Raw genomic sequence first — 26,886 nt, forward strand, 5'->3', positions numbered from 1 at the left:
ATGGGAACATAAAACGAGGTGAGTCCCTATGATAGAACTCGAGCAGCTTCGGCAGCTGGTGGCGTTTGCCGAATACGGTACTCTATCCAAGGCAGCGGAAGCCCTGCACATTTCCCAGCCCTCCCTGAGCCGGACCATGCAGGCGTTGGAAGAGGAGCTGAAAGCAGTCCTCTTTACCCGGCAGAAAAACCGCATTGCCCTGAATGAAACAGGGGAGGTAGCTGTGGAGCAGGCCAGACATGTGCTCTCAGCGGCAGAAGAACTGACAGAACGGGTGCGACTGGCACACAGGTCCAGACAGAGAATTTCCCTAGGCTCTTGCGCCCCGGTTCCCATTCAGGATCTGAAGCCACTGTTTCGAGAACTGTATGATGGTGTGATGGTTTCCGCAGAGTTGAACGATTCGGATGAAGCGCTGCTGGATGGCCTTCGACAAGGGCGATATCAGATTGTGGTTACCCATCAAGCACCGCCTCAGGACGCGGAACTGTTCTCCTTTGCCTATCGAGAGGAGCACCTCAGTCTGCTGGTGCCCATAGATCACCCCTTGGCGCAGCTTCCGATTATCCATGCCGATGATCTGGCACACCAAAACCTCCTGCTTTACTCAGAGATTGGATTCTGGACGCAGGTATGCCGGAAAAAGCTGCCTGATGCTCATTTTCTTTTTATGAACGAGTGGGATGCGTTTGGCGAGTTGGTAGGACTGGGTGCTTTCCCTTCCTTTGTCACCGATGCCTTTGACCCAGAACGTCCGGTGGAAAATAAAGTGGTGATCCCCATTGAAGACGAGGACTTCCAAACCGCCTATTATTTTCTGTGCTTGGAGAAAGATCGGGAGAAATTTCAAAGGCTCATCGGACGGCTTCGGGAAAAAAGATTTTGGACGGAACCCTTATAAATATCTTATGTAAGAAAAAACCGTCAGGCCTGTGTCCATTTAGCCGAATTTTCGTACCGTTGTTTTAGATAAAAATAGGATAAATATTTGTCGCATTATGCAATTGATATCATTTTCTTCGCATCCTATACTAATTTTAAGAAAAGGAGTTGTGCTTGACCTGTTTTCCATGGTTATTATCAGTAAGGGGGCTTTTCAATGTCATTACCGTACTTTTTAACGCACCGGCTGGTATTTTCCAGCTTTTCTGCCGAGGATGTTCTGCGAGTAAAAGAAAAACTGAAAGCGAATGACATTTCCTTTCTTGTAAAAAAGAAACAGTCGAATTTGAGCGGCGGCACCTTCGGACAACTCGTTGATAAGCAAATCACATACGATGTCTATGTACAGAATGAGAACTTTGACCGCGCAAAGCATGTGTTAAACCTGCTATAAATTCAATAAAAACCAGAAAAGCGCTTAAATTGAACATTCAAATGAATTTAAAATTGAAGAAAGAAGCAGAGGTTATTCATATGTTTTTGGATCAAACTGCACTCGATGAAACTGTTCCAATGTCGAATTCACTTTGTACTGAGCAATCATTATGTGAACATCTCCTCGAAGCAAAAAGAAACCGTGAACAAGGCGTAAAAGGAATTCCAGCGATGGAAGTTTTGGCTCAAATAGATGACATAATTAACAGAGTGGAAGCACGTGAATAATCATAAAAAATTCTATCGTCTGATACAATCCTTATGAATAACTGACCCATGATATCAAAAATAAAAACAGATCTCTCCATCTTTAAATTGGAAGGATCTGTTTTTTTAATTATATAAACAATGAGAAAAAACTGAGAAAAGTTATTGCAGAACATTTGTTCGTATGATATAATATCTATAGAAATAAAAAATACGGCAGCGTATGGGAGCTGCAACTCCCACACGCCTGCGCAGGTGATTAGTCCACCTACACAACGGATTACTCCGCACCGTGAAACCAGTATACCCTTTTTTGACCTCTTTGACAAGATGGGGACTGTTTTGCGGGGCGTATTTCGCATTCGGTTCAGACCTCCGTACCGTGTAGGCCACAAGCCCTGCATGGTATTTTTTGTTTGATGTATTTTAACCATCCGACAAAAGGAGGAAGCAACATGAACACCAAGTTTGAAACCGTATTCCGTACCTATTCCTATCGCTTGTACCCGACCAAAATGCAGCAGCTGGAACTCAAAGCACTGTTTGACTTGCAGGATCATGCGTTCAACGACTGGGCCGACTTTGCCAATCGCGGTGTAGCACAGGGGAAAAGCTATGAAACAATCCAGAATGAGATCGAATCCCATGAGATTCTCACCGAACGCCGGGAGGATCGTTATGCGCTCAGTGTTACTCGCAGCCATGTGTTGACACGGCACGCCGTCTCTGTGACCACCAGATTGAGCGCATTCGTTTTCGCCTGCCTGACCGCCAGCAGCGCTCGTTTACCTATAAGACGGTTGGCATCAGCGAGCATTATCTGGTTATTCCATCGATCGGTACGATTGCCATGCGCGGCTATCGTCCGTTTCCTGATCATGCAGAGCTTCGTTATGCTAAGATTCTGATAGACTGCTATGGTGCCGAATACCGTGTTGATCTGGTGCTGGCGGTCTCTCTCCCGATTGCAGAAGAGCAGCCGGTGCGTTATGAAAATGTGGTCGGTCTGGATTACACGCAGAACGGCCTGTATGTCACCAATACCGGTGAAAACGCTGGTTATCCAGGTTATCGCAGGATAGCACAAGAACAGCTTCGCCGGTATCATCGTGCAGCAGCTCGGTTTCGTCCGGGTAGTCGTCGTTGGTACAAACAGAAACAGCGTGCCGCCAAGCTGGAACGACATATCGTGTATCAGCGCCGCAACTGGCAGTATCAGCAGGCACACAAACTCTGCAAGGAACATGATGCGGTCTGTGTGGAGTCACTCGATCTCGCTGGCATGAAACAGGCAAATCCCTCGTTGACGTCCAAGCTCAATGACAATGCCTGTGCCGCTTTTTTCCGTAAGCTCGAACAGATCCTGCATCAGAACGGCAAGAAACTGATCAGCGTGGACCAACATTACCCATCATCCCAGATTTGCTCCTGCTGTGGCGCATATCTGGGTAAGCAGCCGCTCAGTGTAAAATCCATCACCTGTCCACACTGTGGTGTGATCATCCGCCGTGACCACAATGCAGCCCGCAACATTCGTGACGAAGGTTTCCGGCATCTAGAGTAAGATCGTGTTGATCGCCCTCGGACGTCTGGGTGTGATACGCACGCGCGCGAGCCTCGTGAATGGCGTCACGAAGATTGTTTTCTGCTCGCAAAATACCCCGTGGCAGACGTGCCGCGGGGTATCCACTCTTTTTTTTAATTTTTATCGGAAAATTCCTTCCACTTTGAGCAAAAGCCATACACATTATTGCGGCGCTGCAGCTTATTATTTGCAACGACTTCGATAAAACCATAAGCAATCAGTTCGTCACGGTAGCGCCAGAAACTGCTACGTGAAAAACCGCACTGAACTGCAAGATGACAAGGAAATTGAAAGTGTTGTTTTCCGTTCGCCACATACATCATGCAAAGTAGTAATTTTGTTGTAGATGACGGCAATGTGTTCCATGCTTCCGATTTGATCATTGTTTCGCCAATTCGTATGTACTTTCGTTCCATACCAGTTTCTATCTTTGTAAACCAAGGCGGAAACGGAACCTTATTTCTTCTATATGGACTACGTGGCATATTTATCACCATATTTCGTTGGGTCGGACAGATAATCCATCAATACGTCTAAATCAATTAATTTGCGACAACCATTACCGACAGGAATTGATGGAATGACTTGTTTTTTTATTAAGCTGCGTATCATTCTGGCTGTTACAGCACTTGATGGATCAATCTGTTTTATTTCCTTTACAGCTTCATCTGCATATCGCAATTTCATGCTGTTCACTCCTTTCTGTTCTTTTATTTTGTAAATTCATTGTACTACACAAAAAGCAGATTTTATATTCGCAAAATTCACCTATTTACATTTTTTATTTGTATATTTTATCATTTATTGTTTGTATCTTTTTTTATTATTAAATTAAAATTTGACAACAAACTTTTTTTGTGTATAATTAGGCGTAGGAGTTGATTATATGGAATATAAAAATCTACCTGACGAATGTCCAAAATATTATTATACTGCACGTGTTAATATAGAAAAGAGCTCTAAAACACAAGGTGAGTGTATTGTTGTACTATCCGATCAATATATCAGTAATGATTATTGTGAGCATCTTTGGATGTACGATATGGCTTCTTCGGATCATTTTCTTGATTCAGCTCTATTTCATTCATTAATGAGTGACTATTCATTTCCTATTCATGGCATTAATTTCGCCCTTCCAGATGATGTGGAATACGAAATTTTTCCATTGGATCGAAATGAAAAGGGCTATCGACCAAAATTTTCTCCTGTTCTTCAGGCACCTTTTACTTTATTCTGTGATTTTTTAGCCATAGATGTTCAAAAATTTATTTCTGAATTTGTTAATTATCTGCTTAACACATCCGAACTATATCAAACAAACGAGATAGTCGATAAAAAGCTTTTGGAGAGAAAATATGCTCCTTTTTCTCAAATGATGATGCTGGATGATCAAATCGAATCTCATTTGCAATTGGAAAAGACTAAGGAATATAAAGAATTTTCGTGTGAAGAAGCACGCTCCTTTTTAATTCAAACGTATGAAAACAATTGGTTTGATTATATTTTGCTCCAGGAATATTGTAAGGCTTATATAAATCAGCCTTCATTATATGGTGCACCAGGTTATTTTGCTTCTTTCCGTCAACGATATCAAATTTTTGATTGCCGTCCTGTGGTTTGCAATATGAATAAGGATGCTGAGGCAGAGAGGAAACTATTGTGTCAATTTTATTTCAACAAGGATAGTGACAGATTCCATACTGCTTTTCAACAGTTTACAAGAAATATTCCTACTTTGAAGCAAAAAACAATTGTTGCTTATCATTTCAGCACTTTTCTAGCAGACATGCTCGAAATGATCATTGAAAATGGCTATACAATTAAAAAATGTAAACTTTGCGGCCGGTATTTTGTACCAATCGGAAACAATAATATTGAATACTGTTCTCGTATTCGTGAAGGCAAACAAACTTGTCGAGATATTGGCCCCAAACAACATTCACAAAATAAAATAAAAAATGAAAAGGTGAAAAACGAACTGAAGAGAATATATAACAGATTGAGAAATCAAAAAGAGCGTTATCCGGAACAACCAGAATATGCAAAACAGTTTGAAGAATTCAAACAAAAGTCCAAACAGCTTGAACATTCTTACCGGGCTGGAGAATTATCCGAATCTGAGATGATGTCTGCGTTGGATATTTGGAAAGCGAGATGATCATCCAAATGGCAACAATCGAGAAACGGGGGCAAAGTTATCGCATCAGTGTTTCTGACGGCTATGATATGAACGGCCATCAAATCCGCCATACCATGACATGGACACCGCCCATCGGTATGACTGCAAAACAGATTGAGAAAGAAGTCAATCGGCAGGCCGTACTATTTGAAGAGCAAGTCGAATTAGGACAAATATTAGACGGAAATATTCGTTTTTGTGACTTTTGTGAGCAGTGGCTTCGTGATTATGCTGAGGTACAGCTTCGCCCAACTACCATTCGAAGTTATCGCCAAATTATTGATCGATTAAATCAGTCAATCGGCCATATTCGTTTAGATAAGCTCCGTCCAAAGCATATTATTTCCTTATATCAAAGTCTCTCGGAAGAGGGCGTGGCACAGCGTGCAATATCTCTTTCAAAAAATAAACACATTGACTTAAAGCAGATGCTTCGATCCAATGGTTTTACAATGGAATCCTTTGCAAAATCTTCAAATATATCGATCCGAACTCTTTGTGAAGCCTGTAATAATCGACCTGTTTCCATACAATCTGCAGAAAAAATCTGTCATGCATTAGATGAAACGCTCACAGAGATATTTATCGTCCCAAATGTGAAGCAAAAATTGGATTCTTCCACGATCCGTAAGCATCATGCTGTCCTTTCTTCTATTTTATCCACTGCTGTTAAATGGCAACTGATTCCGTATAATCCGTGTGAACGTGTTCAACCGCCAAAACTGAGCCATAAAGATGTACTCTATCTGGATGAAAAGCAGGCCAGTCATTTGTTGGATCTTGTACAGTCTGATACATTGCAGCATCAGGTCATTGTTGTTCTGGCCTTATATACAGGTATGAGACGCGGTGAGATTTGCGGTTTGGAGTGGAAGGATATCAACTTCAAACATGCGATTATCAACGTCAGCCGTTCCTCTTTATACCTTCCGGGAAAGGGGATATTTACAGATGAAACAAAAAACACTTCTTTCATACGACCAATTAAAGTACCGGATCATGTTATCCAACTGCTTAAAAAATACAGACTGCAACAAAAAGAGCAACGCTTGAAACTGGGAGATCGGTGGCAGAATTCAGGACGTATTCTTGTGCAATGGAATGGTGCTCCGATCCATCCAAGTACAGCAACAAATTGGTTTCATACATTTATTTTAAATTCCGACTTACCTGACATCCACTTGCATAGCATGCGTCACACCAATATCACGCTGCAAATTGCCGGCGGCATTCCACTTACTACAGTAGCAGCCCGCGCTGGACATGCCAATTCCAGCACAACCAGTAAAATCTATGCCCATGCGATCCAATCATCTGAAGAGGCAGCTTCTCAATATCTGGATAACATTCTTCGTCCGAAAACAGCCACACATGGAAAAAAGAATATGTCATAGATGAGTGACATGCTTTCAATGAGATCATCAGTTAGCTGTAAAATAGTTTATCCATTGTAAATGCCGCAACAAATATCGGCATTATAGTGCAAGTTATGCACTGTTATCAGCAGTTATAAACACCAACGTAAACACCAAATAAACACCAACTCGCCGGTTGGAAAAATTGTAATGCCCTAAAAAGTACAAAAAACCCGTTATTTCTTTCGAAATAACGGGTTTTTTTGGAGCTTGCGGCCGGACTCGAACCGGCGACCTGCGCATTACGAATGCGCTGCTCTACCAACTGAGCCACGCAAGCAACAATCTAAGCTGACAGCGTTTCTGTATGTCAGCCTTGATAGTATATCATGTTTTTTTCCTTTCGTCAATCTTTTTTTCAAATTTTCCTTGACTTTTTCTATCGATTCGATATAATAGTAAAGTATCCTTGCTCACATCAAAGGATGTGGGCCAAAAGTCCAAAAGGAGGTGCTAAGAAAATGGCAAAGATTTCTGGCAAGTACGAGACGATCTTCATTGTCAACCCCACGCTGGAAGAGGCAGCGGCTACCGCTGTTGTGGACAAGTTCAAGTCTCTCGTCGAGGCGAACGGCACGAACGTAGAAGTTGAGGATTGGGGCAAGCGCCGTCTGGCGTACCCGATCGAGGACCAGACGGAAGGCGTTTACACCCTGATCCGCTTTGAGTCCAAGCCGGAGTTCCCGGCCGAGCTGGACCGTATCTACAAGATTACGGACGGCATCATGCGTTCTTTGATCGTCTGCCTGGACGACTAAGGCGGTGAACGACCAATGCTCAATAAGGCTATTCTGATGGGTCGTTTGACCCGCGATCCCGAGCTGCGCCACACGCAATCCAACATGGCTGTGTGCTCGTTCCGCCTTGCGATCGACCGCGACCGCAAAGGCCCGAACGGCGAACGCCAGACCGACTTCATCGACTGCGTCGCATGGGGCCGTCAGGCGGAGTTTGTTTCACAGTGGTTTGCAAAGGGCGTCATGGCGATCGTAGTCGGCCGCGTTCAGTCCCGCCAGTGGCAGGATCAGAACGGCAATAACCGCACAGCCATTGAGGTAAACTGCGACGAAGTTTCCTTCGGCGAGACCAAAAAGTCCCGCGAAGCAAACACCGGTTACGCAGGCGGCGGTTATGGCGGCTATGATAACGGATCGCAGATGCGGCCCGAGCCTGCCGCGTCTCAGGTAACTCCCGCATTCGATCTGCCCGCGGGCGATTCGGATTTTCAGGAGCTGGCCGATGACGACGGCGATGTCCCATTCTAAACTGAAGGAGGTTACGCGACAATGGAAGAAAACAAGAAGGAATTCACGCCCCGTCCGGAGCGTGCAGAGCGCCCGCAGCGCGGCCGTCGCCGCCGCAAGGTTTGCGCTTTCTGTGTTGATAAAGTCGAGCACGTTGATTACAAGGATGCTGGCAAGCTTCGCAAGTATATGTCTGAGCGCGGCAAGATCCTGCCCCGCCGTATGACCGGTACCTGCGCGCGTCATCAGCGCCAGCTGACCGAGGCAATCAAGCGCGCCCGTCACATCGCTCTGCTTCCCTATACCGCAGAGTAATTCGTTTTTCATTCATAAAGGATACAAAAAGACCGTTTTCATCCGAAAACGGTCTTTTCTTTTCTATTCCTCGGTAAAAGTGAAAACATCTTCAACGGTCAGACCGAACACCTTCGCAATATCCATTGCTAGCTTGAGCGACGGATTATACTGCCCATTTTCCAGTCTCCCGATGGTTTCTCGGCGCACACCGACCAGTTCTGCCAGCTGCGCCTGATCCATACTGCGCGCGGCGCGCAGCTCCTTGATGCGTGTTTTCAGCATGGCGGTTATGCTGAGCGGCGTTCATAATATAGAAACGCCACATCCTGAAAAACGTTGATTGCCGCCATCAGCAACAGCGCATACTCATAGGGAATGGTCAGCGGAGCCTTATCTCCGAAGGCGATGTACAGCAAAAGTGCAAAGTTGAGCACATTGAACAGCAGGGAATTGGCTTTATAAGCATTAGCATGCGCGCGTTCATCTGCTTTTTCCACCCCAACACCGGTTTCCAGCAGAATCAGGCCAATCAAAAGCGCCACACTCACTGCAATCAGGATACCTCTCCATGGCTGTGCATCGATTGGGCCATATTGCTTGGCGAACAGCAGCAAGATGATAAGCACGCCCCAAGCGCTGGCATGGAGCAGCTTTGCACGAGTTAGTGTCATAATATATCCCTCCCACATGTGATATATTTGTATCTTTGTGTGATAAATATATCACTTCTTATACATACTGTCAAGATACATTTCTTTATCCACAATATTGTGGATATTTTTTGCACCGGGCAGGGGAGACAGAAAAAGGACGCACAAAAGTGCGTCCTTTTTTCTTATTCTTCTGTAGCCTCGGTGGATTCAGTCGATTCGCCGTCCTCAGCAGTTTCGTCCTCTTCCTGCTTGTCCGTGCGGGCAATTGAAATGACCTTTACGTCCTCGTTCGTGCGCATGACGATAACGCCCTGCGAGCCTCTGCCGCATTCGCGAATCTCCTCACAGCCCGTGCGGATGATAACGCCGTCATCCGTAATAATCATCACGTCATTTTCGCTGTCCACGACTGCAATGCCGGCGACCAGACCGGTCTTTGCGGTCAGGTTATGCAGCATCATGCCGCCGCCGCCGCGATGATGGATGGTGAACTCCTCGACAGGCGTGCGCTTGCCGTAGCCGTTCTCGGTGATCGACAGCACATAAGCGCCCTTGCGCGCCCGCGCTGCGCCAACAACATAATCGCCTTCGCTCAGGCGAATACCGCGCACACCGGTCGCTGTACGGCCCATTGCGCGCACTTCGTTCTCGTCGAAGCAAACCGCACGGCCCTCATGCGTTGCAATCAGAATGTTCTGCTCGCCGTCCGTCAGGCGCACATCGACGAGTGCGTCGTCCTCATTGAGGTTGAGCGCGCGTAGACCTGCGCGGCGGATATTCTGCAAATCGGACAGCACCACGCGCTTGGCAACGCCCTGCCGGGTGACAAAGAACAGGAATTTGTCGTCTGCAAACTCCTTGATGGCAAACATCGCAGTGATTTTCTCGTCGCTTTCCAACTCGAGAAGGTTGACGATATTCATGCCCTTCGCGGAGCGGCCGGTTTCGGGAATCTGATAGCCCTTGAGCTTATAAACCTTGCCGCGGTCGGAGAAGAACAAAATGGTGTCATGCGTCGAGGCGGTGAAGATATCCTTGGCAAAGTCCTCTTCGCGCGTGCTCATCGCGGACACGCCGCGGCCGCCGCGCCGCTGCGCGCGGTAAACCGAGGTCGGCTGACGCTTGATATAGCCGAAGTGGGTCAGCGTATAAGCGCAGGTCTGCTCCTCGATCAAATCCTCAATGTCGATCTCATCCGCGACATTGGCGATCTCGGTATGACGTTCATCGCCGTATTTCTGCTTGATCTCCTGCAATTCTGCCTTAACGACTGCGAGAATATTCGCGTCGCACGACAAAATATCCTCAAAGCCCGCGATTTTGCCCTCGAGTTCCTTGTATTCGTCGTTGATCTTCTCCTGCTCCAGACCGGACAGACGGCCCAGACGCATATCCACGATCGCCTGTGCCTGCGGCTCGTCGAGGTGGAACTCGAAGTGCTCCGAGCCATCCACGATGCCGAGCAACGCAATCTGGTCGATCCAGAACGGCTCTGCCATCAGGTTTACCTTGGCTTCCGCTTCGTTTTTGGATGCGCGGATGATGGCAATGATGCGGTCAATATTATCGGTGGCCACCTTGAGACCTTCCAGAATGTGCGCGCGATCCTGCGCTTTCTTGAGGTCAAAGCGCGTGCGGCGCTCGACGACGTCCTTCTGGAAAGCAACATACTGGTCGATGATCTGCCGCAGCGTGAGCACGCGCGGCTGCAGCTTGCCCGATGCACCCGGCACCAGCGCAATATGGATCATCGAAATGGTGTCCTCCAGCTGCGTATAGGTGAACAGCTGGTTCAAAATGACCTGCGCGTTGGCATCGCGGCGGATATCGACCACGATCTGCATGCCCTCGCGCGAGGAATGGTCCTGAATGTTGGTGATGCCATCGACGCGCTTATCCTTGACGAGGTTCGCCATGGATTCAACCAGACGCGCCTTGTTGACCATGTAAGGAATCTCGGTAATGAGAATCTGGCTCTTGCCGTTCGGCAAATCCACAATCTCGGTCTTGGCACGCACTTTGATTTTGCCGCGGCCGGTCGCATACGCCGCGCGGATGCCGCTGCGGCCCATGATGACGCCGCCGGTCGGGAAGTCCGGCCCCTTGATGAACTGACAGATCTCGTCCATCTCGGCTTCCGGGTGGTCGATCACATAGCAGATGCCATCCACGACCTCAGTCAGGTTGTGCGGCGGGATGTTGGTTGCCATACCGACCGCAATACCCGACGAGCCATTGACCAGCAGGTTCGGGAAACGCGACGGCAGCACGACCGGCTCCTGCCGCTCTTCGTCAAAGTTCGGCTCAAAGTCGACCGTGTTTTTCTTGATATCGGCCAGCATGTAATTTGCCAGCTTGGCCATACGGGCCTCGGTATAACGGTAAGCTGCCGGGGGGTCGCCGTCGACCGAACCGAAGTTGCCGTGGCCGTCGATCAGCGGATAGTGCAGCGAAAAGGGCTGCGCCAGACGCACCAAAGCATCATAAACCGACGCGTCGCCGTGCGGATGATAGCGGCCGAGCACATTACCGACGGTCGTTGCAGACTTACGGTAGGGCTTATCCGAGGTCAGGCCGTCCTCGTACATCGCATACAGGATGCGGCGGTGTACCGGCTTTAAGCCGTCGCGCACATCGGGCAGCGCACGGCCTACAATAACGCTCATCGCATAGTCGATGTAGCTCTTTTTCATCTCTTTTTCGAGATCGACCTGCAATATTTTTTGCTGTTCGTATTCTTGACTCATTCTTTGCCTCCGGAATTGTTGGCGTTATTATGCATACCGTCCGCGCATCAAACGTCCAGATTCATAACATACTTGGCATTTTTCTCAATGAATTCGCGCCGCGGCTCAACCTTTTCACCCATCAGCAGCGCAAAGGTCTCGTCAGCCGCTGCCGCATCCTCCATCGTTACCTGAAGCAGCGTGCGGTTTGCCGGGTCCATGGTGGTCTCCCACAGCTGCTGTGGATCCATCTCGCCCAGACCTTTGTATCGCTGCACACGCACGCCCTCGCCCATCTCGGCGATGCATTCGCGCTGCTGCTCGTCGGTATAGGTATAGCGTACATTCTTGCCCTTTTCGTTCTTGAAAAGCGGCGGCTGCGCGATAAACACATGTCCATGCTCAATGAGCGGCCGCATGAAGCGGAAGAAGAATGTCAGCAGCAGGGTACGGATATGGCTGCCGTCAACGTCAGCATCGGCCATCAGGATAATCTTACCGTAACGCAGCTTGGACAAATCAAAATCGTCGCCAAAGCCCGCGCCGAATGCGGTAATCATCGGGGTCAGCTTATCGTTGCCATATACACGGTCAAGGCGCGCCTTTTCCACGTTGAGCATCTTGCCCCACAGCGGCAGGATCGCCTGATGCCTCCGGTCGCGGCCTTCCTTGGCCGAACCGCCTGCGGAATCACCCTCGACGATGTAGATTTCGGTATAGGTCGGGTCTTTTTCAATGCAGTCAGCCAGCTTACCGGGCAGGGAGGCCGAATCAAGCGCGGACTTGCGACGCGTCATCTCGCGCGCCTTTTTCGCGGCTTCGCGGGCGCGGGCAGCGGTCTGCGCCTTGTCGATGATCGTGCGGGCGACCTGCGGATTTTCCTCAAAGAAGGTCATCAGCTTTTCGGAAACCATCGCATCGACCAGCGTGCGCATTTCGCTGTTGCCCAGTTTGGTCTTGGTCTGTCCCTCGAACTGCGCTTCCTGCAACTTGACGGAAATGATCGCGGTCAGACCCTCGCGCGAGTCCTCGCCTTTGAAGGACTCGTCGTCTTTCAGCAGCTTATATTTGCGGCCGTATTCGTTCAGCACGCGGGTGAGTGCGGCCTTAAAGCCGGTCTCATGCGTGCCGCCCTCGGTCGTATTGATGTTGTTGGCAAAGGACAGCAGCAGCTCGCTGTAGCTGTCGGTATACTGCATGGCAACCTCGGCCATCGAGGTATCGCGACTGCCCTCCATGTAGATGACCTGCTCATGCAGCGGATTCTTGGTGCGGTTGAGGTGCTGTACAAACTGACGGATACCGCCCTCATAGTGCATGACCTCTTCAACCGGCTCATCGTCGCGCTCGTCGCGGAGCGTGATTTTAAGACCTGCGTTCAAAAACGCCTGCTCACGCAGCCGCTTTTCCAGCACGTCGAACTCATAAACCGTCGTCTCGAAGATCTCCGGGTCAGCATGGAAGCGAATGGTCGTGCCGGTCTCGCTCTCGCAGGGCGTGTCGCGCATTTTGATCTGCGTCACGCCACGCTCAAATCGCATATAATGCTTGTTGTGGCCGTCGCGCACTTCGGCTTCCAGCCAGTCAGACAAGGCGTTTACAACCGACGAACCAACTCCGTGCAAACCGCCGGACACCTTATAGCCCGAACCGTCGAACTTGCCGCCTGCGTGCAGCACAGTCAAAACGACCTCAAGCGTCGGAATGCCCATCTGCGGGTGGATGCCGCAGGGAATGCCGCGGCCGTTATCCGCCACGCGGATGATATCGCCCTTTTCGATCGTCACCTCAATATGGGTGCAGTAGCCCGCCAGCGCTTCGTCGATCGAGTTATCGACGATCTCATACACCAGATGGTGCAGGCCTCGCGCCGAGGTCGAGCCGATATACATGCCCGGACGTTTGCGCACAGCTTCCAGGCCTTCGAGCACCTGAATCTGGCTTTCGTCATAGGTGTCGGTGACCTTCAGGTCGAGCACTTCGTCCTTGATTTCCATTTCTTCACTCATATGATTTAATTTCCTTTCCAGAAATTGCGGTAACGATGGTTTGATGCGCTTATATTGCGTATGCCTTTTCCGCGCGACGCTGCAATGCCTGTGATGAAAGGCTGGTCAAATACAGCGTTTCGCCCAGCGCATTTTCGCATAAAACGCCGGCGCGCGGCAGATCCTCATACAGCTCGATGATACGCCCTTCGTCCTGTAATCGCTCGATCAGGCGGGCGGTGCGCTTAGAGGCGGTGGCGGTGTCCATATCAAACACGGCGACCACGCTTTGCAGCGGCACAATATAATCCTGTCCCAGATGCAGATACATGGAATATCCTCCTGTTTTCCCACAAAATGGACAAAATAACAGACCGCAAAACGACCGCGCGCGGGTTTTTTCAGCCGCCGCGCGGAGGCTCGTCCGCCGGTCTGTCCCTCGGGCTGTATTCTATTCTGATTATACCACTTTTTTCAGGTTTTGTGTACCAAACAGACGGAAAAACTTAAATGATTTTACCATTTTGTATTTGGAAAACCGCGCCAGCGCGCAGCTTATCCGAAATACCGTCCTCGCAGCAGGTAATCATGACCTGACCGGCCGAAATGCGGTTTAACACAAAATCCTGCCGCCGGCGATCCAGCTCGGAAAGCACGTCATCGAGCAGCAAAACCGGATACTCGCCGTCCTCCCCGAAAAACAGCTCACGCTCAGCAAGCTTTAAGGACAGCGTACAGGTGCGCACCTGCCCCTGCGAGCCGTAAGACGCGGCGCTGCGCCCATCAAGCAGCAGCACCAAATCGTCCTTATGCGGGCCGGAAAGACAGCTGCGCGCCGCGATTTCAGCCTGTTTGTGGCGCAGAACGTGGTCGATCAGCTCCTGTTCGATCTGCTTTGCCGACGCAAAGGGATCGGTCACCGAGGAGACGGTTTGATACTCGCCCGAGAGCACCTCCTGCGGTGCAATATCGGCATAGACAGTAGCTGCCGCTTGGAGCAGTTTTTTGCAGTAATAGGCGCGATAACGGATAATTTGCGCGCCGATATGCGCCATGCGCAGCGAAAAATCCTCCCACATCGAGAGCAGTGAGGGCTTTTCCTCGCTGTCGCGCAGGATACGTGTCTTGTGTTCATGCAGGCGGTTATATTCCTCCAGATAGCGCGCATAGTATGGCCGCAGCTGGCACAGCGCGGTATCCAGAAATCGCCGTCTTGCACCCGCGCCCTGCCGCACCAGCATGAGATCCTCCGGACAGAACAGAACGGTTTTCAAAAGCCCCTGCACATCGGCCTGCCGCTTCTGCCGCACGCCGTTTTTATAAATTTCCATAGATTTTGTGCGCGAAAGGCGCAGTTCCAACGCAAAATCGCGCTCTTGTGCCTGAAAATCTGCTAAAATACGCGCGTGATTTTCTCCAAAGCGCAGCCCCTCTTTTTTCTGTGCTGTGCGGAACAAACGCATGGTGGAGCAGGCGGCAGCGGCTTCGAGCAGATTGGTTTTTCCCTGTCCGTTTTCGCCGCAGATCAGGTTGACCGCCGGATCAAATACAAACCGCGCCTGCTCATAATTTCGGAACTGTTCCAGCTCCAAAGAACGGATATTCATACGATTTTGACGGTTTCACCGTCGAGTGTCACAGTATCGCCCGGGCGCAGTTTTTTGCCGCGCATGGTGCAGCTTTCGCCATTTACCAGCACTTCACCTTCGGCAATGCGGATTTTGGCTTCTCCGCCGGACATCACAAAATTAGCAAATTTTAACAATGCATCCAATTTAATGAATTCTGTTTCTATTTTGATCTCAGTCATTGGCCTTTAACCTCACCGGCAGCACCAGATAAGTGTATTTATCGCCTTCCAGCGGCGAAATCACGATCGGATTGAGCGAACCCTTGAGCTGCAATTTCACTGTGTCATCGCCGGCTGCGCGCAGCGCATCCAGAATATAGCGATTGTTAAAACCGATTTCCAGATCGTTGATCGTGCCGTCAAACGCGCATTCGTCGTAGCTCTTGCCAACGGCCGTGATGCACGACATCTGCACATAAGAGCCGTCAAAATGGAAACGAACGGGATTTTTCAGCTTTTCCGACACGATCAGCGACACACGTTCGATGCAGGTGATCAGTTCGTGGCGATCCGCCTTGACGACATATTCAAATTCCGACGGAATTGCCGCGCGGTAATTGAGAAATTCACCGTCGATCAGACGGGTAATGAGCGTTGTACCGCCGATGCGGAACAAAATGTTCTTTCGATCGGGGAAAATCTCTACATCGCCGTCCTCTTCGGTTAAAATGCGTTCGATTTCGCGTAAAGACGGGCCGGGCACGACAAATTTCATGTCCCCGGAAATACCTTCCACGGTTTCACGGCGCACGGACAGACGATAGCCGTCGACTGCAACCACGTTCAGGCGGTTGGCTTCCAGCTCAAACAAGCAGCCAGTGTGGATGGGTTTGGATTCGTTGTCGGATACTGAGAAAATCGTTTTTGCGATCATGCTTTTGAGGATAGACTGCGGCAGGGAAAAGCCGGTATCGGCGGAAACCTCGGCCAAAGCCGGGTATTCGTCGGCTTCGGTAGCGACCAAGTTGAATACGGCGCGGCCGCATTTGATGGTGGTCAGCAGTTTGTCATCGGTTTCCAAGTAGACAACATCCTGCGGTAGCTTGCGTACAATGTCGTAAAACAACTTTGCATTGAGCACAATGCTGCCGGGTTCAACAATATCGGCTTCAGCTGTGGTTCGAATGCCCATGGAAAGATCGTAGCCGGTCATAGTCAGCGAATCGGTTTCTGCGGTGATGAGCAGGCCTTCGAGCAGCGGCATAGCGCTTTTGCCGGTAACGGCACGGGAGGCAGTACCGATCAGGCTGAGCAGTGTTTCTTTTTCACAGGAGAATTTCATCGGTGGTTCCTCTTTCTTTGGAAATCGTAAGAAAAAACAGGATAGGATTTTATCGTAGTAGTAGGGGCTGGGGAAATTGGGGAAAAACGGTGAAAAGCCAGACGTGGTGCGGGAAATGTCGTACACAGGAGGATGTGGATGAATTTTATGCGCTCCACAGCTTCCACAGTTCGTTTTTTTATCCACAGGACAACTCTTGTGGAATCCACAGGGATATGTGGATAGATTTTTTATTCCCCGCGGATGTTATTATGCAGCTTTTTGATGACCTCTTCGGTCTCTCGGGAGTTTTTGCGCTCCTCCTCGATTTTGTTGCACGCATGCATGACCGTGGTATGGTCGCGCTTGAAAATCTTTGCAATATCGGGGAAGGAGTATTCGAGTTCCTGACGGATCATATACATGGCCATCTGGCGCGGATAGGCAACGTCCTTGGAACGGTTTTGCGAGATCATCTGCTCGACAGGGATATAGAAATAGTTGGCGACGGCCTCCATGATGCGTTCCGGCGTGGGATTGAGGCCGGGATTTTCGATACGCAGGGCATCGATCGCGTTTTCCGCCAGCGAGACTGTGATGCGTTCGCCCATCAGTTCATGCATAGCTTTGATCTTCTTGACTGCGCCTTCCAGCTGACGGATGTTCGCCTGAATATTCTCTGCGATGTAAGTAGAAACGTCATCAGGCAGATCGACCCCCATCTTGACCGCTTTATCGCGGATGATGGCGATACGGGTTTCGAAATCCGGCGGTTGGATATCCGCCAGCAAGCCCCATTCAAAACGGGTTTTCATGCGGTCTTCCAAGGTATTGATTTCCTTGGGCGGCCGGTCGGAGGTCAGTACGATCTGCTTTTTTGCCTCGTACAGCGCATTGAACGTATGGAAAAATTCTTCCTGCGTGCGCTCTTTACCTGCGATGAACTGCACGTCGTCCAACAGCAGCAGGTCCACCATGCGGTATTTGTTGCGGAAGGTTTGCACGTTACCTTCCTGAATCGCGGTGATCAGCTCGTTGGTGAAGTCCTCGCCCTTGACGTAGATGATGCGGAATTCCGGATGCGTGCGGCGCAAAACGTTCGCAATCGCGTACATCAAGTGGGTTTTGCCCAGTCCGGAGTTACCGTAGATAAACAGCGGGTTATTTTCCGCTGCCGGACGCTGCGCAACCGCAAGCGCTGCCGCATGTGCAAACTTGTTGCTCGAACCGACGATGAACCGCTCAAAGGTATAGTCATCATACGGAGAAGAGCTGGTGCTCGGCGCGGTGTACTCGCCGGTGACGACCACGACGGTTGTCGGGTCGCCCGTCAGCTCATACAGTGCGTTTTGAAGCGGCTCGATGAATTTCTGGTCGATAAATTCTTTTTTGAACTGGACCGGAGAATGCAAAATCAAACGGTTGTCCGTAAAAGAAACAACCGTTGCATCGTCGAACCAGGCGGAAAGGCTGGACGGCGGGAAATCGCGTTCAAGGCGTTCGAGCGCCATTTCCAATATATTATTAGCCATGGGGCGCCTCCTGTCGATATAAGTACATAGATATTAATATAATAGCACAAGTCTCGGGCGGATTCAACAGCAAGGGTTTTACACAGCTGTGCGGAAATTTGTGTATAAAATTTCGTATTTTTTCGTTTGGCAGCCCAATGTATAGTGTGATTTTGAAACTTTTCCCCAAGATGTTGAAAACACAAAAAATCCTTGACATTTTGGTGCTTCTATAGGATAATATTTATTGTCTCATATTCTGCGGACAGGCAGCGGCATATGCCCGCGTCTCGCGCCGGACCTATGCCGGTGCCCATCCGTAAATCCATAAACAGGGAGGTGCACGAAGAAATGAAGAGAACCTATCAGCCCAAGAAGCGTCAGCGTTCCAAGGAGCATGGTTTCCGTAAGCGTATGCGTACGTCGAACGGCCGCAAGGTATTGGCCCGTCGCCGTGCCAAGGGCCGCGCACGCCTGACGCACTAAGCGAAAACCGATTTTTCAATACGCGCCGGCGGCGCGAAGGAAAAACGAAGCGAGCCGCTTTATCCTGCGGTTCGCTTTTTCTTTTGTCAGGGAACGGACAAGCTGAAATGTTTTTCTCTTTGACGAAGGAAACCGGCGAAAAGGGTTTGGGTCGTATCCGCCGGAACAAAAGCGATGCGGCCAGCTTTGCAAAACATACTTAGCTGCAAAGAAATTGAGATAACTCCCAATCGGGCGTTACCTTCCGTTTTTTCCCGGGCATCGGAAAAACGAGGAGAAAAAGATGAAACACACCATATCCTTGAAGGAAAACCATGAGTTCCGGCGATTGTATCACCGCGGGACTTCCACGGCAGGGCGGCATTTGGTGCTGTACTGCCGGAAGAACCGTTTGGGGTATAACCGGTTGGGGCTGACGGTCAGCGCAAAGCTGGCCGGCGCGGTGCAGAGAAACCGCGTCAAACGCCTGTTCCGTGAGGCATATCGTCTGCACGAGGACGAATTTGCGGTGGGCGTGGATCTGGTGCTCGTCGCGCGCAGCCGCGCGGTGGGCGCAACTTATTTGGAAATTGAGAAATCGCTGCTGCGGGCTTTGCAGGAAAACAAAGTCGCGGCAGCTCGATCATGAAGCGTTTTTTGCTGGCGGCAATCCGATTTTACCGTCGGCATATTTCACCGACCAAGCCACCTTGCTGCCGTTATATCCCGACCTGCTCGCAATATGCGATCGAAGCGATTGAGAAATACGGCGCGCTCAAAGGCGGCTGGCTGGCGTTTAAACGCATCTGCCGGTGCCATCCCTTCTCCAAACGCGGGCCATATGACCCCGTGCCGTAACGAAGGGAGAAAAAGAGTGGGTGGAACCGGTTCCATTTCGTTTTACGAATGAACAAACAACCCTACGGAGGTTTATATGGGAGAAATTTTCGGACTTGTCATCGTCAGGCCGCTTGGTCTGATCCTGTTGGCAATCTTTAAGGCGGTTGGCTCGTATGGTCTTGCGGTCATCCTGTTTGCTTTGATCGTTAAGCTGATTTGTATTCCGCTGGCGATCAAGGGCAAAAAGAGCATGCTTGCCATGAATGCGCTCAACGCGGAAATGCAGCAGCTGCAGAAGAAGTATGCAAACAACCGCGTCAAGCTCAACGAGGAAATGCAGAAGCTGTATGATAAGCATGGCGTCAATCCGATGTCCGGCTGTCTGCCGCAGTTTATTCCGTTGCCGATCATGATGGGTCTGTACTATGCGGTACAGCAGCCGCTCAAGTTCATGATGGGCTTTAGTGATGATGTGATCTCGCAGCTTGGCTCGTTGGTTGGCGTTGATATGGCGTCCGCCGATTACTATGGCCAGATCACAATTGCCGAAAAGTTGGGCGATCTGTTCACGCAGAATGGCGGCGTGTGGCCGGATACGGTGACCAACATCACCAACGGTGCAGGTGAGCTGCTCAATATTGATTTCAGCTTCCTCGGTTTGAATCTGGCGCAGACGCCGTCTATTTTCAATCCGAGCATTCTGTGGGTCATCCCGATCCTGTCGGGTGCAACTGCATTTTTGGCAAGCTTTGTCATGCAGAAGATGCAGGGTACCCAGAACAGCGCGGCAGCCAGCCAGCTGAAGATGATGAATCTCATCATGCCGCTCATGTCCTTGTATTTCGGCTTTATTCTGCCGGGCACGATCGGTATTTACTGGATTTTCAACAACGTATTCTCCTGTGTGCAGGAAATCGTGCTGACGACCTACCTGCGCGGCAAGAAGGAGAAGAAGGACGCGGAAGAGTCTGCGCGCATCGCAGCGGAAAAGGAAGCCAAGCGCGCGGCGCACAAAGCGGCTCAGCAGGAACAGTCCCAGAACGCGAAGAAAAAGAAGGGGGACAAGTAATTTATGGAGAAATTTATCGAAACCACGGGCGATACCCGCGACGCTGCCATTGAAGCAGCGCTCAAGCAGCTCGGTATGGACCGGGATGATGTATCGGTAGAGGTTCTGGATAACGGCAAAAAGGGATTTCTCGGCATCGGTGCAACGCCCGCGCGCGTGCGCGTCACCTATGAGGTGCCGGATGAGCCGGTCAAGAAGGCGGAATCTGTCCACATCCCTGTGGAGAAACCCGCAAAGCCGCATCGTGCGGAAAAGCCGGCAAAGGAAGAAAAGCCCGCTGCCAAGCCGCAGAAGTTGTCCATTACGGATGAGGATGATACGCCGCGTCTGGTCAAGGCTGCGCCCGCGGATTTTGTGCCGGAAAAGCTGGAAGTGGAGCGCCCGCCGCGTCGGGAGCGTCCGCGCCGGGAACGCGGCGGCCGTCGCGACCGCCGTCCGCGTGAGGAACGTCCGATCACGCCGTCTGTTCCTAAGGAGCGCGAGCTGATTCCGGTTTCGGAGGAATGCATGAAGAAGGCGGAGCAGCTTGCGACCGATTTTGTCACCGGACTGCTCGAAAAGATGGGTGTCGAGGGCGAAGTCAAGACGCTGCCGCAGATCGAGTGCGACCAGCTGCGTCTGGAGATTTGCGGCCCGGATATGGGTCCGATCATTGGCCGTCGCGGCGATACGCTGGATGCGATCCAGTATCTTGGTTCACTGGTGCTCAATAACGCGCTGGACGAGCATGTGCGTCTGTCGGTCAACACCGAGAATTATCGTGAAAAGCGTGCGGAGAGCCTGGAGCGTCTTGCCCGCAAGATGGCAATGAAAGTGGTCAAGTCTCACCGCTCGATGACGCTGGAACCGATGAATCCCTATGAGCGCCGCATCATCCATGCCGCGCTGCAGGATTTCAACGGTGTCACCACGTACTCGACCGGCACTGAGCCCGGCCGTCGTGTTGTGATTGCACCGGATAACAGCTTCCGTTCGCGTTCCTAACGCGGGGTATTGTCTATGAACGATACGATTGCCGCCATTTCTTCCGCCGGCGGACCGATCGGTTTGATTCGGGCGTCTGGTGAGCAGGCGATACAGGCGGTAGATACCATTTTCCGTGCAAAAAACGGCAAGCGTATGCTGGATGCACCGGGGCAAAAGCTGGTTTACGGCACGCTGCATGATAAAAACGGCAAGATGATAGACTGCTGCTATGCGGTAGTCTTTCATGCGCCGCATACCTACACGGGTGAGTCGATGGCGGAATTGCAATGCCATGGTTCGACCGCTGTTTTGCAGCAAGCGCTGGATGCGCTGTTTGCGCAGGGCGTGCGGCAGGCCGAAGCAGGTGAATTTACTCGCCGGGCATTTTTGAATGGCAAGCTCGGTTTATCCGAAGCGGAAGCCGTGCACGATTTGATCACCGCCCGCACCGCCGAGGCCGCGCAGAATGCAGTGGCGCAGATGATGGGTGCGGTCGGTTCTCCCGTGCAGCAGATGCGGGAAGAATTGATCGGCATGGTAGCGCATTTTCATGCGGTCGTGGATTTCCCGGATGAGGATATCGACCCGATCTTGTTTGATGATGCCGCTGCACTGCTGCACCGTACCACCAGCCGTTTGTATGCAATGGCCGAAAGCTACGAGCGCGGCCGTATCTTGCGCGAGGGTGTTCCATGTGTGATTTTGGGCCGTCCGAATGCGGGAAAAAGCACGCTGCTCAATACGCTACTCGGTCGGGAGCGTGCGATCGTGACCGATATTCCGGGCACGACCCGCGACCTGATTGAGGAAAACGTAAAGGTCGGCCAGCTTTTGCTGCGCGTGACCGATACGGCAGGTCTGCGCGACACGACCGACCCGATCGAACAGGCGGGTATCGACCGTGCAATGGCGGAAGCATCCGCTTCCGCACTGATCCTTGCGGTGTTTGACGGTTCACAGCCGATTGGTGACGAGGATATGCTGGTGCTTGCCCGCGCAGCAGGACACCGTGCGATTGCTGTGGTCAATAAGGTGGATTTGCCGCAGCAGTTGGACGAAAAGCTGCTGAAAAAGCATTTTCTGCATATTGTGCCTCTGTCCGCGAAAACCGGTACTGGCATGGATAAGCTTTTGTCGCTTATTCCGCGCACGATTGGCTTGGGTGACGGCGCGTTTGATGGCGCACTGATTACCAATGCCCGTCAGGCTGCCGCTCTGGCGCGTGCGGCTGAGCGATGCGAAGCCGCGCTGTATGCCGCGCAGTCCGGTATGACACCGGATGCGGTCGTGATGGATGCAGAAGGTGCAATTGCCGCGCTTGGGGAAATCACGGGCGAGACCGTGACCGAAGCGGTCGTTTCTCGGATCTTCAGCGATTTTTGCGTGGGAAAATAGATATGTATGCCACAGTGAGAAGGGCCGCCTGCCGCGCGCAGCGGCCCTTTTCCATGGGATAACTATATTACTATTTGTAATATCAATATGTAATATTTTATTTCTGTTATCAATTTATTTGCCAAAAGTGCAAGTTATCCAAAGTTTACACAGAGTTATCAACAGGTGTGGATAAAGTTTGGCTGGTCTATTCTTTATCCATGACTCTCTGTGACGCACGAAGAAGGAGGAGGATTCATGACGGTTTTTCCAGCCGAAGCCTTTGACGTTGTCGTTGTTGGTGCGGGGCATGCGGGTATTGAAGCAGCGCTTGCCGCTGCACGCCTTGGGATGAAAACCGCGTGTTTTACGATCAATCTGGACGCTGTCGGCAACATGCCGTGCAATCCTGCCATTGGAGGCACGGCGAAGGGGCATCTGGTGCGCGAGATTGATGCACTGGGCGGAGAGATGGCGCGTGCGGCGGATGCGGCCTGCATCCAGTACCGCATGCTCAACCGCGGCAAAGGCCCGGCGGTGCATTCGCTGCGCGCGCAGGCTGACCGTGTTAAATACCGCACGTATATGAAGCATGCCCTCGAGCAGCAGGAAGGTTTGCAGCTGATGCAGGATGAGATCGTTTCGGTCGAAACCGAAAACGGCGCAGTATCCGCTGTTGTGACTGCGATCGGCGCGCGCCACCCTGCCAAAGCGGTCATCATTGCGTCCGGTACTTTTCTTGGTGGGCGTATCATTATTGGCGAATATGCGCGCGAGAGCGGGCCGGACGGCATGGCGGCAGCAAAGCCGCTGACTGATTCGCTGCGTGCGCTTGGTTTAAGGCTCCAGCGTTTCAAAACCGGCACGCCGCCGCGTATCCACCGCCGTTCGATTGATTTTTCCGGTCTGGAATTGCAGGAAGGGGAACAGGAGATCATCCCGTTTTCTTTTGAAACCGACCGACCGCCGGAAAACCGTGCGGTCTGCTACCTAACTTATACCACCGACCGCACGCATGAGCTTATCCGTGCGAATCTTGACCGCTCTCCGCTGTATGGAGGTCAGATCGAAGGCGTTGGCCCGCGCTATTGTCCGTCCATTGAGGATAAGGTGGTGCGCTTTGCGGATAAACCGCGTCATCAGCTGTTTTTGGAGCCGATGGGACTAGACACGGAAGAAATCTATGTGCAGGGCTTTTCCTCTTCCATGCCGTTTGATGTGCAGCGCGATATGCTGCATACGGTCAAGGGGTTGGAACATGCGGAGATCATGCGGCCGGCTTATGCGATTGAATACGATTGCGTCGATCCATTGGAGCTGCGCCCGACGCTCGAAACCAAAAAGGTCAAGGGTTTGTATGGTGCAGGTCAGTTCTGTGGTTCGTCCGGTTATGAAGAGGCTGCCGCACAGGGTCTGGTCGCAGGCGTGAATGCGGCGCTTGCCATCAAGGGAGAAGAGCCCCTCATCCTTGATCGCGCGGACGGTTATATCGGTACGCTGATTGATGACTTGGTAACCCGCGGTACAAATGAGCCATATCGTATGATGACTTCCCGTTCGGAATACCGTCTGCTGCTGCGACAGGATAACGCGGACGAACGACTCGTGCCGATTGGCGTGCGTATCGGTCTGAACCCGCCCGAGCGCGGGGAAAAGGTGCGTCACAAATACGAACAGGTTCAGACAGAGATTGACCGCATTGCTGCGGTCGGTATTGCGCCGTCGGACGCGCTCAATGGATTTTTGGCAGGAAAGAACAGCGCACCGGTCAAGGCTGGGTGCAAGCTGATCGACCTGCTGCGTCGTCCGGAACTCAGTTATGCGGATTTGGCTTTGTTTGATCCGGAACGACCCATGCTGCCTGCGGTGATTCGTGAGCAAGTGGAGATCCGCGTCAAGTATGCGGGCTATATCGACCGCCAGCAGAAGGACGTGGAGCAGTATCGCAAATTGCAGTCTCGACCGCTTCCAGCTGATCTGGATTATGAGCAAATTGATTCCTTGCGCTTGGAGGCGAGGCAAAAGCTGAATGCAGTACGGCCGCTCAACTTCGGACAAGCCGCGCGTATCTCCGGTGTGTCACCGGCGGATATTACCGCGCTGATGATCTATATAGAAACGCGCTGGAAGGAGGACAAGGCATGACCGCATATGAGCTGTTGGTTTCCGGCTTGCGGGAGTTTATCCCGGAAGTTTCTCCACAAGCTGTGGATAAATTATTGCGTTACTCGGATTTATTGCTCGAAAAGAATAAGGTGATGAATCTCACTGCCGTGACCGATCCCTGTGAAGTCGTCACACGTCACTTTCTCGACTGCGCTTCGCTTGCGCCTTATATTAAGAAAGGGCAGACTGTGCTGGATGTGGGCACTGGCGCGGGCTTTCCTGGTCTACCGCTTGCGATCCTTTGCCCGGGTGCGGAATTTACCTTATTGGATGCGCAGTGTAAGCGTATTGATTTTCTCTCTGAGGTGGTCGATGCGCTTGAACTGACCAATGTCCTCCCGGTGCATGGGCGTGCGGAAGAGTTTGCAGCGGTACATCGTACATCGTTTGATCTTGCAGTTTCCCGTGCGGTCGCGGAGCTTCGTATGCTCTGTGAGCTGGCGCTGCCGATGGTCAAGGTAGGCGGTGCGTTTTATGCGATGAAGGCAGCCGATTGCATGGATGAAGTCGCTTCTGCGTCGCAGGCATTTGCTGTGTTGGGTGCACCGTCCGCGGAATTGCTTCGATATACAGTGCCGCATGATGGGGTTGAGCGCGTGTTGGTGCGTCTGCAAAAAATCAATGAAACGCCGGACAAGTATCCGCGCCGTTTCAAAAAGATTCAAACTGATCCGCTCTGAGAAAATACATTACAAGTTGTTTACCCTCTGTATGGAAATTACAGAGGGTTATTTTTTGTCCGAAAATGCATGGAAATGTGTGATATCTGGGAGGAAATGACAAATATGTGTCGAATAAGGCAGGTTTTGCGGTCGATTTTCCTTGCCAAAATGTAATAATATGGTAATCTATTACCGAAGGACAAACCGGCGTGGTGTTTTGAGCCGGTCGACAGCACAAGGAGGAGATGACATGATGTCGGTTTTGACGTTAGTGACAGGAAAAGAGGACCGGACGTTGCGGCGAGTGCGGGTGAGTGATATTGTGCGCAATCCCAATCAGCCGCGTAAGTATTTCGACCCAGAGGCGATTGCGCAGCTTGCGGAAAGCATACGGCAATACGGTGTGCTTAATCCGCTGACGGTACGACGCGCGCCGGGCGGTGGATACGAATTGGTTGCAGGGGAGAGACGGCTGCGTGCCGCGCGTGTGGCGGGACTGAATGATGTGCCCTGTCTGGTGATTGCTGCGGATAATGAGGATTCTTCTGCAATCGCGCTGGTGGAAAATTTGCAGCGCCGTGATTTGGATTTCTTTGAGGAAGCGGAAGGCTTTAAGCGATTGATCGATCAGTATGGATTGACGCAGGAGGAAGCCGCGCGCAAGGTTGGCAAGACGCAGTCCGCGGTGGCAAACAAGCTGCGGCTGTTGCGATTGTCCACGCAGAATATGGAATTGATTCGCAGCGCAAATTTAACAGAGCGTCATGCGCGCTGCTTGCTGCGGCTCGAGGATGAGAATGACCGTATTAATGCGACCAAGTATATCATTGAGCATGATCTGAACGTCAGTCGTTCGGAGCAGTACATAGATGCTTTGCTCAAGGAAAAGGATGCGCCGCCTGTTGAGGGAGAGCGCAAGGTAGTGCGCCTGATTAAGGATGTCCGCTTTTTTCTTAATACACTGAACCGTGCGGTCGGTGTCATGGTGGATGCGGGCATTGGCGCAACGGTTGACCAAACTGAGGATGAAGATTGCTTGACCTTAACCATCAGTATTCCACATGCGCGGGCATAGCGTGTGTTTGATATAGAGAACCGGGGTTGTTTCACGTGAAACATTTAACCGGAGAAGAGAGCTGCCGCAGGGCAGCTCTCTTTTTTATGTTTCACGTGAAACATACGAGAAAATTTGAGGGATTTGCTTTGCATTCTAATAAGGGTGTGATATAATGAAACCCGTAGGAAAATTACCAAAGATAAGAGGGAACCAG

Annotated in this window: 30 protein-coding genes and 1 tRNA gene; 18 read left to right on the forward strand and 13 right to left on the reverse strand. The window is 51.0% G+C overall.

All coding sequences use genetic code 11. The features are described 5' to 3' along the window. The first annotated feature begins 28 nt into the window (after positions 1-28). Positions 29-901, forward strand: coding sequence for a LysR family transcriptional regulator (locus ABGT74_RS09425; RefSeq protein ID WP_346705340.1), 873 nt, complete (start codon positions 29-31; stop codon positions 899-901). Positions 902-1,117: 216 nt separating this feature from the next. On the opposite strand, the gene ABGT74_RS09430 is transcribed toward ABGT74_RS09425, so the two are convergent. Then, entirely contained in the window at positions 1,118-1,318 is a 201-nt protein-coding gene (locus ABGT74_RS09430) for a hypothetical protein (RefSeq protein WP_346705341.1), read from the reverse strand. Positions 1,319-1,365: 47 nt separating this feature from the next. Here ABGT74_RS09430 and ABGT74_RS09435 point away from each other — a divergent pair, with 47 nt between their 5' ends. The 3 genes from ABGT74_RS09435 (at position 1,366) to ABGT74_RS09445 (ending at position 3,148) form a co-directional block, all read left to right on the forward strand. Next, positions 1,366-1,605 (forward strand): type II toxin-antitoxin system antitoxin, RelB/DinJ family, encoded by a 240-nt coding sequence (locus tag ABGT74_RS09435; protein ID WP_346705342.1) that lies wholly within the window; start codon positions 1,366-1,368, stop codon positions 1,603-1,605. Positions 1,606-2,039: 434 nt separating this feature from the next. Then, a complete protein-coding gene (locus ABGT74_RS09440; RefSeq protein ID WP_346705343.1) occupies positions 2,040-2,492 on the forward strand; it encodes a hypothetical protein in 453 nt (150 codons plus the stop codon). Then, entirely contained in the window at positions 2,420-3,148 is a 729-nt protein-coding gene (locus ABGT74_RS09445; RefSeq protein WP_346705363.1) for a transposase, read from the forward strand. The genes ABGT74_RS09440 and ABGT74_RS09445 overlap by 73 nt, the downstream gene beginning before the upstream one ends. A gap of 134 nt (positions 3,149-3,282) precedes the next feature. Here the strand turns inward: ABGT74_RS09445 and ABGT74_RS09450 are convergent, their stop codons facing one another. After that, a complete protein-coding gene (locus tag ABGT74_RS09450) occupies positions 3,283-3,585 on the reverse strand; it encodes a hypothetical protein (RefSeq protein WP_302665129.1) in 303 nt (100 codons plus the stop codon). Positions 3,586-3,643: 58 nt separating this feature from the next. Further along, complete coding sequence (locus tag ABGT74_RS09455) at positions 3,644-3,856, reverse strand: hypothetical protein (protein WP_346705344.1); 213 nt, start codon at positions 3,854-3,856, stop codon at positions 3,644-3,646. Between the two features lie 199 nt (positions 3,857-4,055). Here ABGT74_RS09455 and ABGT74_RS09460 point away from each other — a divergent pair, with 199 nt between their 5' ends. Together ABGT74_RS09460 and ABGT74_RS09465 are read left to right on the forward strand one after the other, a co-directional pair. Beyond that, positions 4,056-5,327: a DUF6076 domain-containing protein gene (locus ABGT74_RS09460; RefSeq protein ID WP_346705345.1), complete on the forward strand. Its 1,272-nt coding sequence runs from the start codon at positions 4,056-4,058 to the stop codon at positions 5,325-5,327. Positions 5,328-5,335: 8 nt separating this feature from the next. Beyond that, the gene (locus tag ABGT74_RS09465; RefSeq protein ID WP_346705346.1) at positions 5,336-6,742 is read left to right on the forward strand and encodes a tyrosine-type recombinase/integrase; all 1,407 of its coding nucleotides are present in this window, start codon (positions 5,336-5,338) and stop codon (positions 6,740-6,742) included. A gap of 225 nt (positions 6,743-6,967) precedes the next feature. Here the strand turns inward: ABGT74_RS09465 and ABGT74_RS09470 are convergent. Beyond that, positions 6,968-7,043 (reverse strand) — tRNA-Thr (locus ABGT74_RS09470). Positions 7,044-7,224: 181 nt separating this feature from the next. Here ABGT74_RS09470 and rpsF point away from each other — a divergent pair. From rpsF to rpsR, 3 genes are read left to right on the forward strand one after another with little or no spacing between them, the layout of a single operon-like run. Then, positions 7,225-7,521, forward strand: coding sequence for a 30S ribosomal protein S6 (rpsF, locus tag ABGT74_RS09475; protein WP_297283422.1), 297 nt, complete (start codon positions 7,225-7,227; stop codon positions 7,519-7,521). Between the two features lie 15 nt (positions 7,522-7,536). After that, entirely contained in the window at positions 7,537-8,028 is a 492-nt protein-coding gene (gene ssb / locus ABGT74_RS09480) for a single-stranded DNA-binding protein (RefSeq protein ID WP_346705347.1), read from the forward strand. Positions 8,029-8,049: 21 nt separating this feature from the next. Beyond that, positions 8,050-8,322, forward strand: coding sequence for a 30S ribosomal protein S18 (rpsR, locus tag ABGT74_RS09485; RefSeq protein ID WP_346705348.1), 273 nt, complete (start codon positions 8,050-8,052; stop codon positions 8,320-8,322). Positions 8,323-8,385: 63 nt separating this feature from the next. Here rpsR and ABGT74_RS09490 read toward each other — a convergent pair whose 3' ends face one another. From ABGT74_RS09490 to dnaA, 9 genes are all read right to left on the reverse strand, one after another. Then, a complete protein-coding gene (locus ABGT74_RS09490; protein WP_346705349.1) occupies positions 8,386-8,586 on the reverse strand; it encodes a helix-turn-helix transcriptional regulator in 201 nt (66 codons plus the stop codon). 5 nt (positions 8,587-8,591) lie between these two features. After that, complete coding sequence (locus ABGT74_RS09495; protein ID WP_346705350.1) at positions 8,592-8,975, reverse strand: hypothetical protein; 384 nt, start codon at positions 8,973-8,975, stop codon at positions 8,592-8,594. A 164-nt stretch (positions 8,976-9,139) separates the two neighbouring features. Then, the gene (gene gyrA / locus ABGT74_RS09500; RefSeq protein WP_346705351.1) at positions 9,140-11,704 is read right to left on the reverse strand and encodes a DNA gyrase subunit A; all 2,565 of its coding nucleotides are present in this window, start codon (positions 11,702-11,704) and stop codon (positions 9,140-9,142) included. A gap of 47 nt (positions 11,705-11,751) precedes the next feature. Further along, positions 11,752-13,692 carry a DNA topoisomerase (ATP-hydrolyzing) subunit B gene (gene gyrB, locus ABGT74_RS09505; protein WP_346705352.1) on the reverse strand — a complete coding sequence of 647 codons (1,941 nt, stop codon included), beginning with the start codon at positions 13,690-13,692 and terminating at the stop codon, positions 11,752-11,754. A 49-nt stretch (positions 13,693-13,741) separates the two neighbouring features. Then, a complete protein-coding gene (locus ABGT74_RS09510) occupies positions 13,742-14,002 on the reverse strand; it encodes an extracellular matrix/biofilm biosynthesis regulator RemA family protein (protein WP_297283415.1) in 261 nt (86 codons plus the stop codon). Between the two features lie 175 nt (positions 14,003-14,177). Next, complete coding sequence (gene recF / locus ABGT74_RS09515) at positions 14,178-15,278, reverse strand: DNA replication/repair protein RecF (RefSeq protein ID WP_346705353.1); 1,101 nt, start codon at positions 15,276-15,278, stop codon at positions 14,178-14,180. Next, positions 15,275-15,481 carry an RNA-binding S4 domain-containing protein gene (locus ABGT74_RS09520; protein WP_346705354.1) on the reverse strand — a complete coding sequence of 69 codons (207 nt, stop codon included), beginning with the start codon at positions 15,479-15,481 and terminating at the stop codon, positions 15,275-15,277. Before ABGT74_RS09520 ends, recF begins: the two co-directional genes overlap by 4 nt. Next, positions 15,474-16,583 carry a DNA polymerase III subunit beta gene (gene dnaN, locus ABGT74_RS09525; protein ID WP_346705355.1) on the reverse strand — a complete coding sequence of 370 codons (1,110 nt, stop codon included), beginning with the start codon at positions 16,581-16,583 and terminating at the stop codon, positions 15,474-15,476. Before dnaN ends, ABGT74_RS09520 begins: the two co-directional genes overlap by 8 nt. Before the next feature lie 230 nt (positions 16,584-16,813). Further along, positions 16,814-18,094 carry a chromosomal replication initiator protein DnaA gene (gene dnaA / locus ABGT74_RS09530; protein WP_297283411.1) on the reverse strand — a complete coding sequence of 427 codons (1,281 nt, stop codon included), beginning with the start codon at positions 18,092-18,094 and terminating at the stop codon, positions 16,814-16,816. 330 nt (positions 18,095-18,424) lie between these two features. Between dnaA and rpmH the strand changes: the two genes are divergently transcribed. From rpmH to ABGT74_RS09575, 9 genes are all read left to right on the forward strand, one after another. Further along, positions 18,425-18,559, forward strand: a complete 135-nt coding sequence (gene rpmH / locus ABGT74_RS09535) for a 50S ribosomal protein L34 (protein WP_125116087.1) — start codon at positions 18,425-18,427, stop codon at positions 18,557-18,559. Between the two features lie 283 nt (positions 18,560-18,842). Continuing rightward, the gene (gene rnpA, locus ABGT74_RS09540) at positions 18,843-19,187 is read left to right on the forward strand and encodes a ribonuclease P protein component (protein ID WP_297283410.1); all 345 of its coding nucleotides are present in this window, start codon (positions 18,843-18,845) and stop codon (positions 19,185-19,187) included. Further along, positions 19,184-19,396, forward strand: coding sequence for a membrane protein insertion efficiency factor YidD (yidD, locus tag ABGT74_RS09545; protein ID WP_297283409.1), 213 nt, complete (start codon positions 19,184-19,186; stop codon positions 19,394-19,396). The genes rnpA and yidD overlap by 4 nt, the downstream gene beginning before the upstream one ends. 76 nt (positions 19,397-19,472) lie before the next feature. Then, a complete protein-coding gene (locus ABGT74_RS09550; protein WP_297283408.1) occupies positions 19,473-20,447 on the forward strand; it encodes a YidC/Oxa1 family membrane protein insertase in 975 nt (324 codons plus the stop codon). 3 nt (positions 20,448-20,450) lie between these two features. Then, a complete protein-coding gene (gene jag / locus ABGT74_RS09555) occupies positions 20,451-21,431 on the forward strand; it encodes an RNA-binding cell elongation regulator Jag/EloR (RefSeq protein WP_346705356.1) in 981 nt (326 codons plus the stop codon). Positions 21,432-21,446: 15 nt separating this feature from the next. Then, positions 21,447-22,808 carry a tRNA uridine-5-carboxymethylaminomethyl(34) synthesis GTPase MnmE gene (gene mnmE / locus ABGT74_RS09560; protein ID WP_346705357.1) on the forward strand — a complete coding sequence of 454 codons (1,362 nt, stop codon included), beginning with the start codon at positions 21,447-21,449 and terminating at the stop codon, positions 22,806-22,808. Between the two features lie 237 nt (positions 22,809-23,045). Next, entirely contained in the window at positions 23,046-24,932 is a 1,887-nt protein-coding gene (mnmG, locus tag ABGT74_RS09565; protein WP_346705358.1) for a tRNA uridine-5-carboxymethylaminomethyl(34) synthesis enzyme MnmG, read from the forward strand. Beyond that, positions 24,929-25,633 carry a 16S rRNA (guanine(527)-N(7))-methyltransferase RsmG gene (gene rsmG, locus ABGT74_RS09570; RefSeq protein ID WP_346705359.1) on the forward strand — a complete coding sequence of 235 codons (705 nt, stop codon included), beginning with the start codon at positions 24,929-24,931 and terminating at the stop codon, positions 25,631-25,633. The genes mnmG and rsmG overlap by 4 nt, the downstream gene beginning before the upstream one ends. A 232-nt stretch (positions 25,634-25,865) precedes the next feature. Next, the gene (locus ABGT74_RS09575) at positions 25,866-26,690 is read left to right on the forward strand and encodes a ParB/RepB/Spo0J family partition protein (protein ID WP_346705360.1); all 825 of its coding nucleotides are present in this window, start codon (positions 25,866-25,868) and stop codon (positions 26,688-26,690) included. Positions 26,691-26,886 lie beyond the last annotated feature (196 nt).

Origin of the sequence: uncultured Agathobaculum sp. (genome assembly GCF_963927765.1) — a bacterium.
In the GTDB taxonomy this organism is placed as follows: Bacteria; Bacillota; Clostridia; order Oscillospirales; family Butyricicoccaceae; genus Agathobaculum.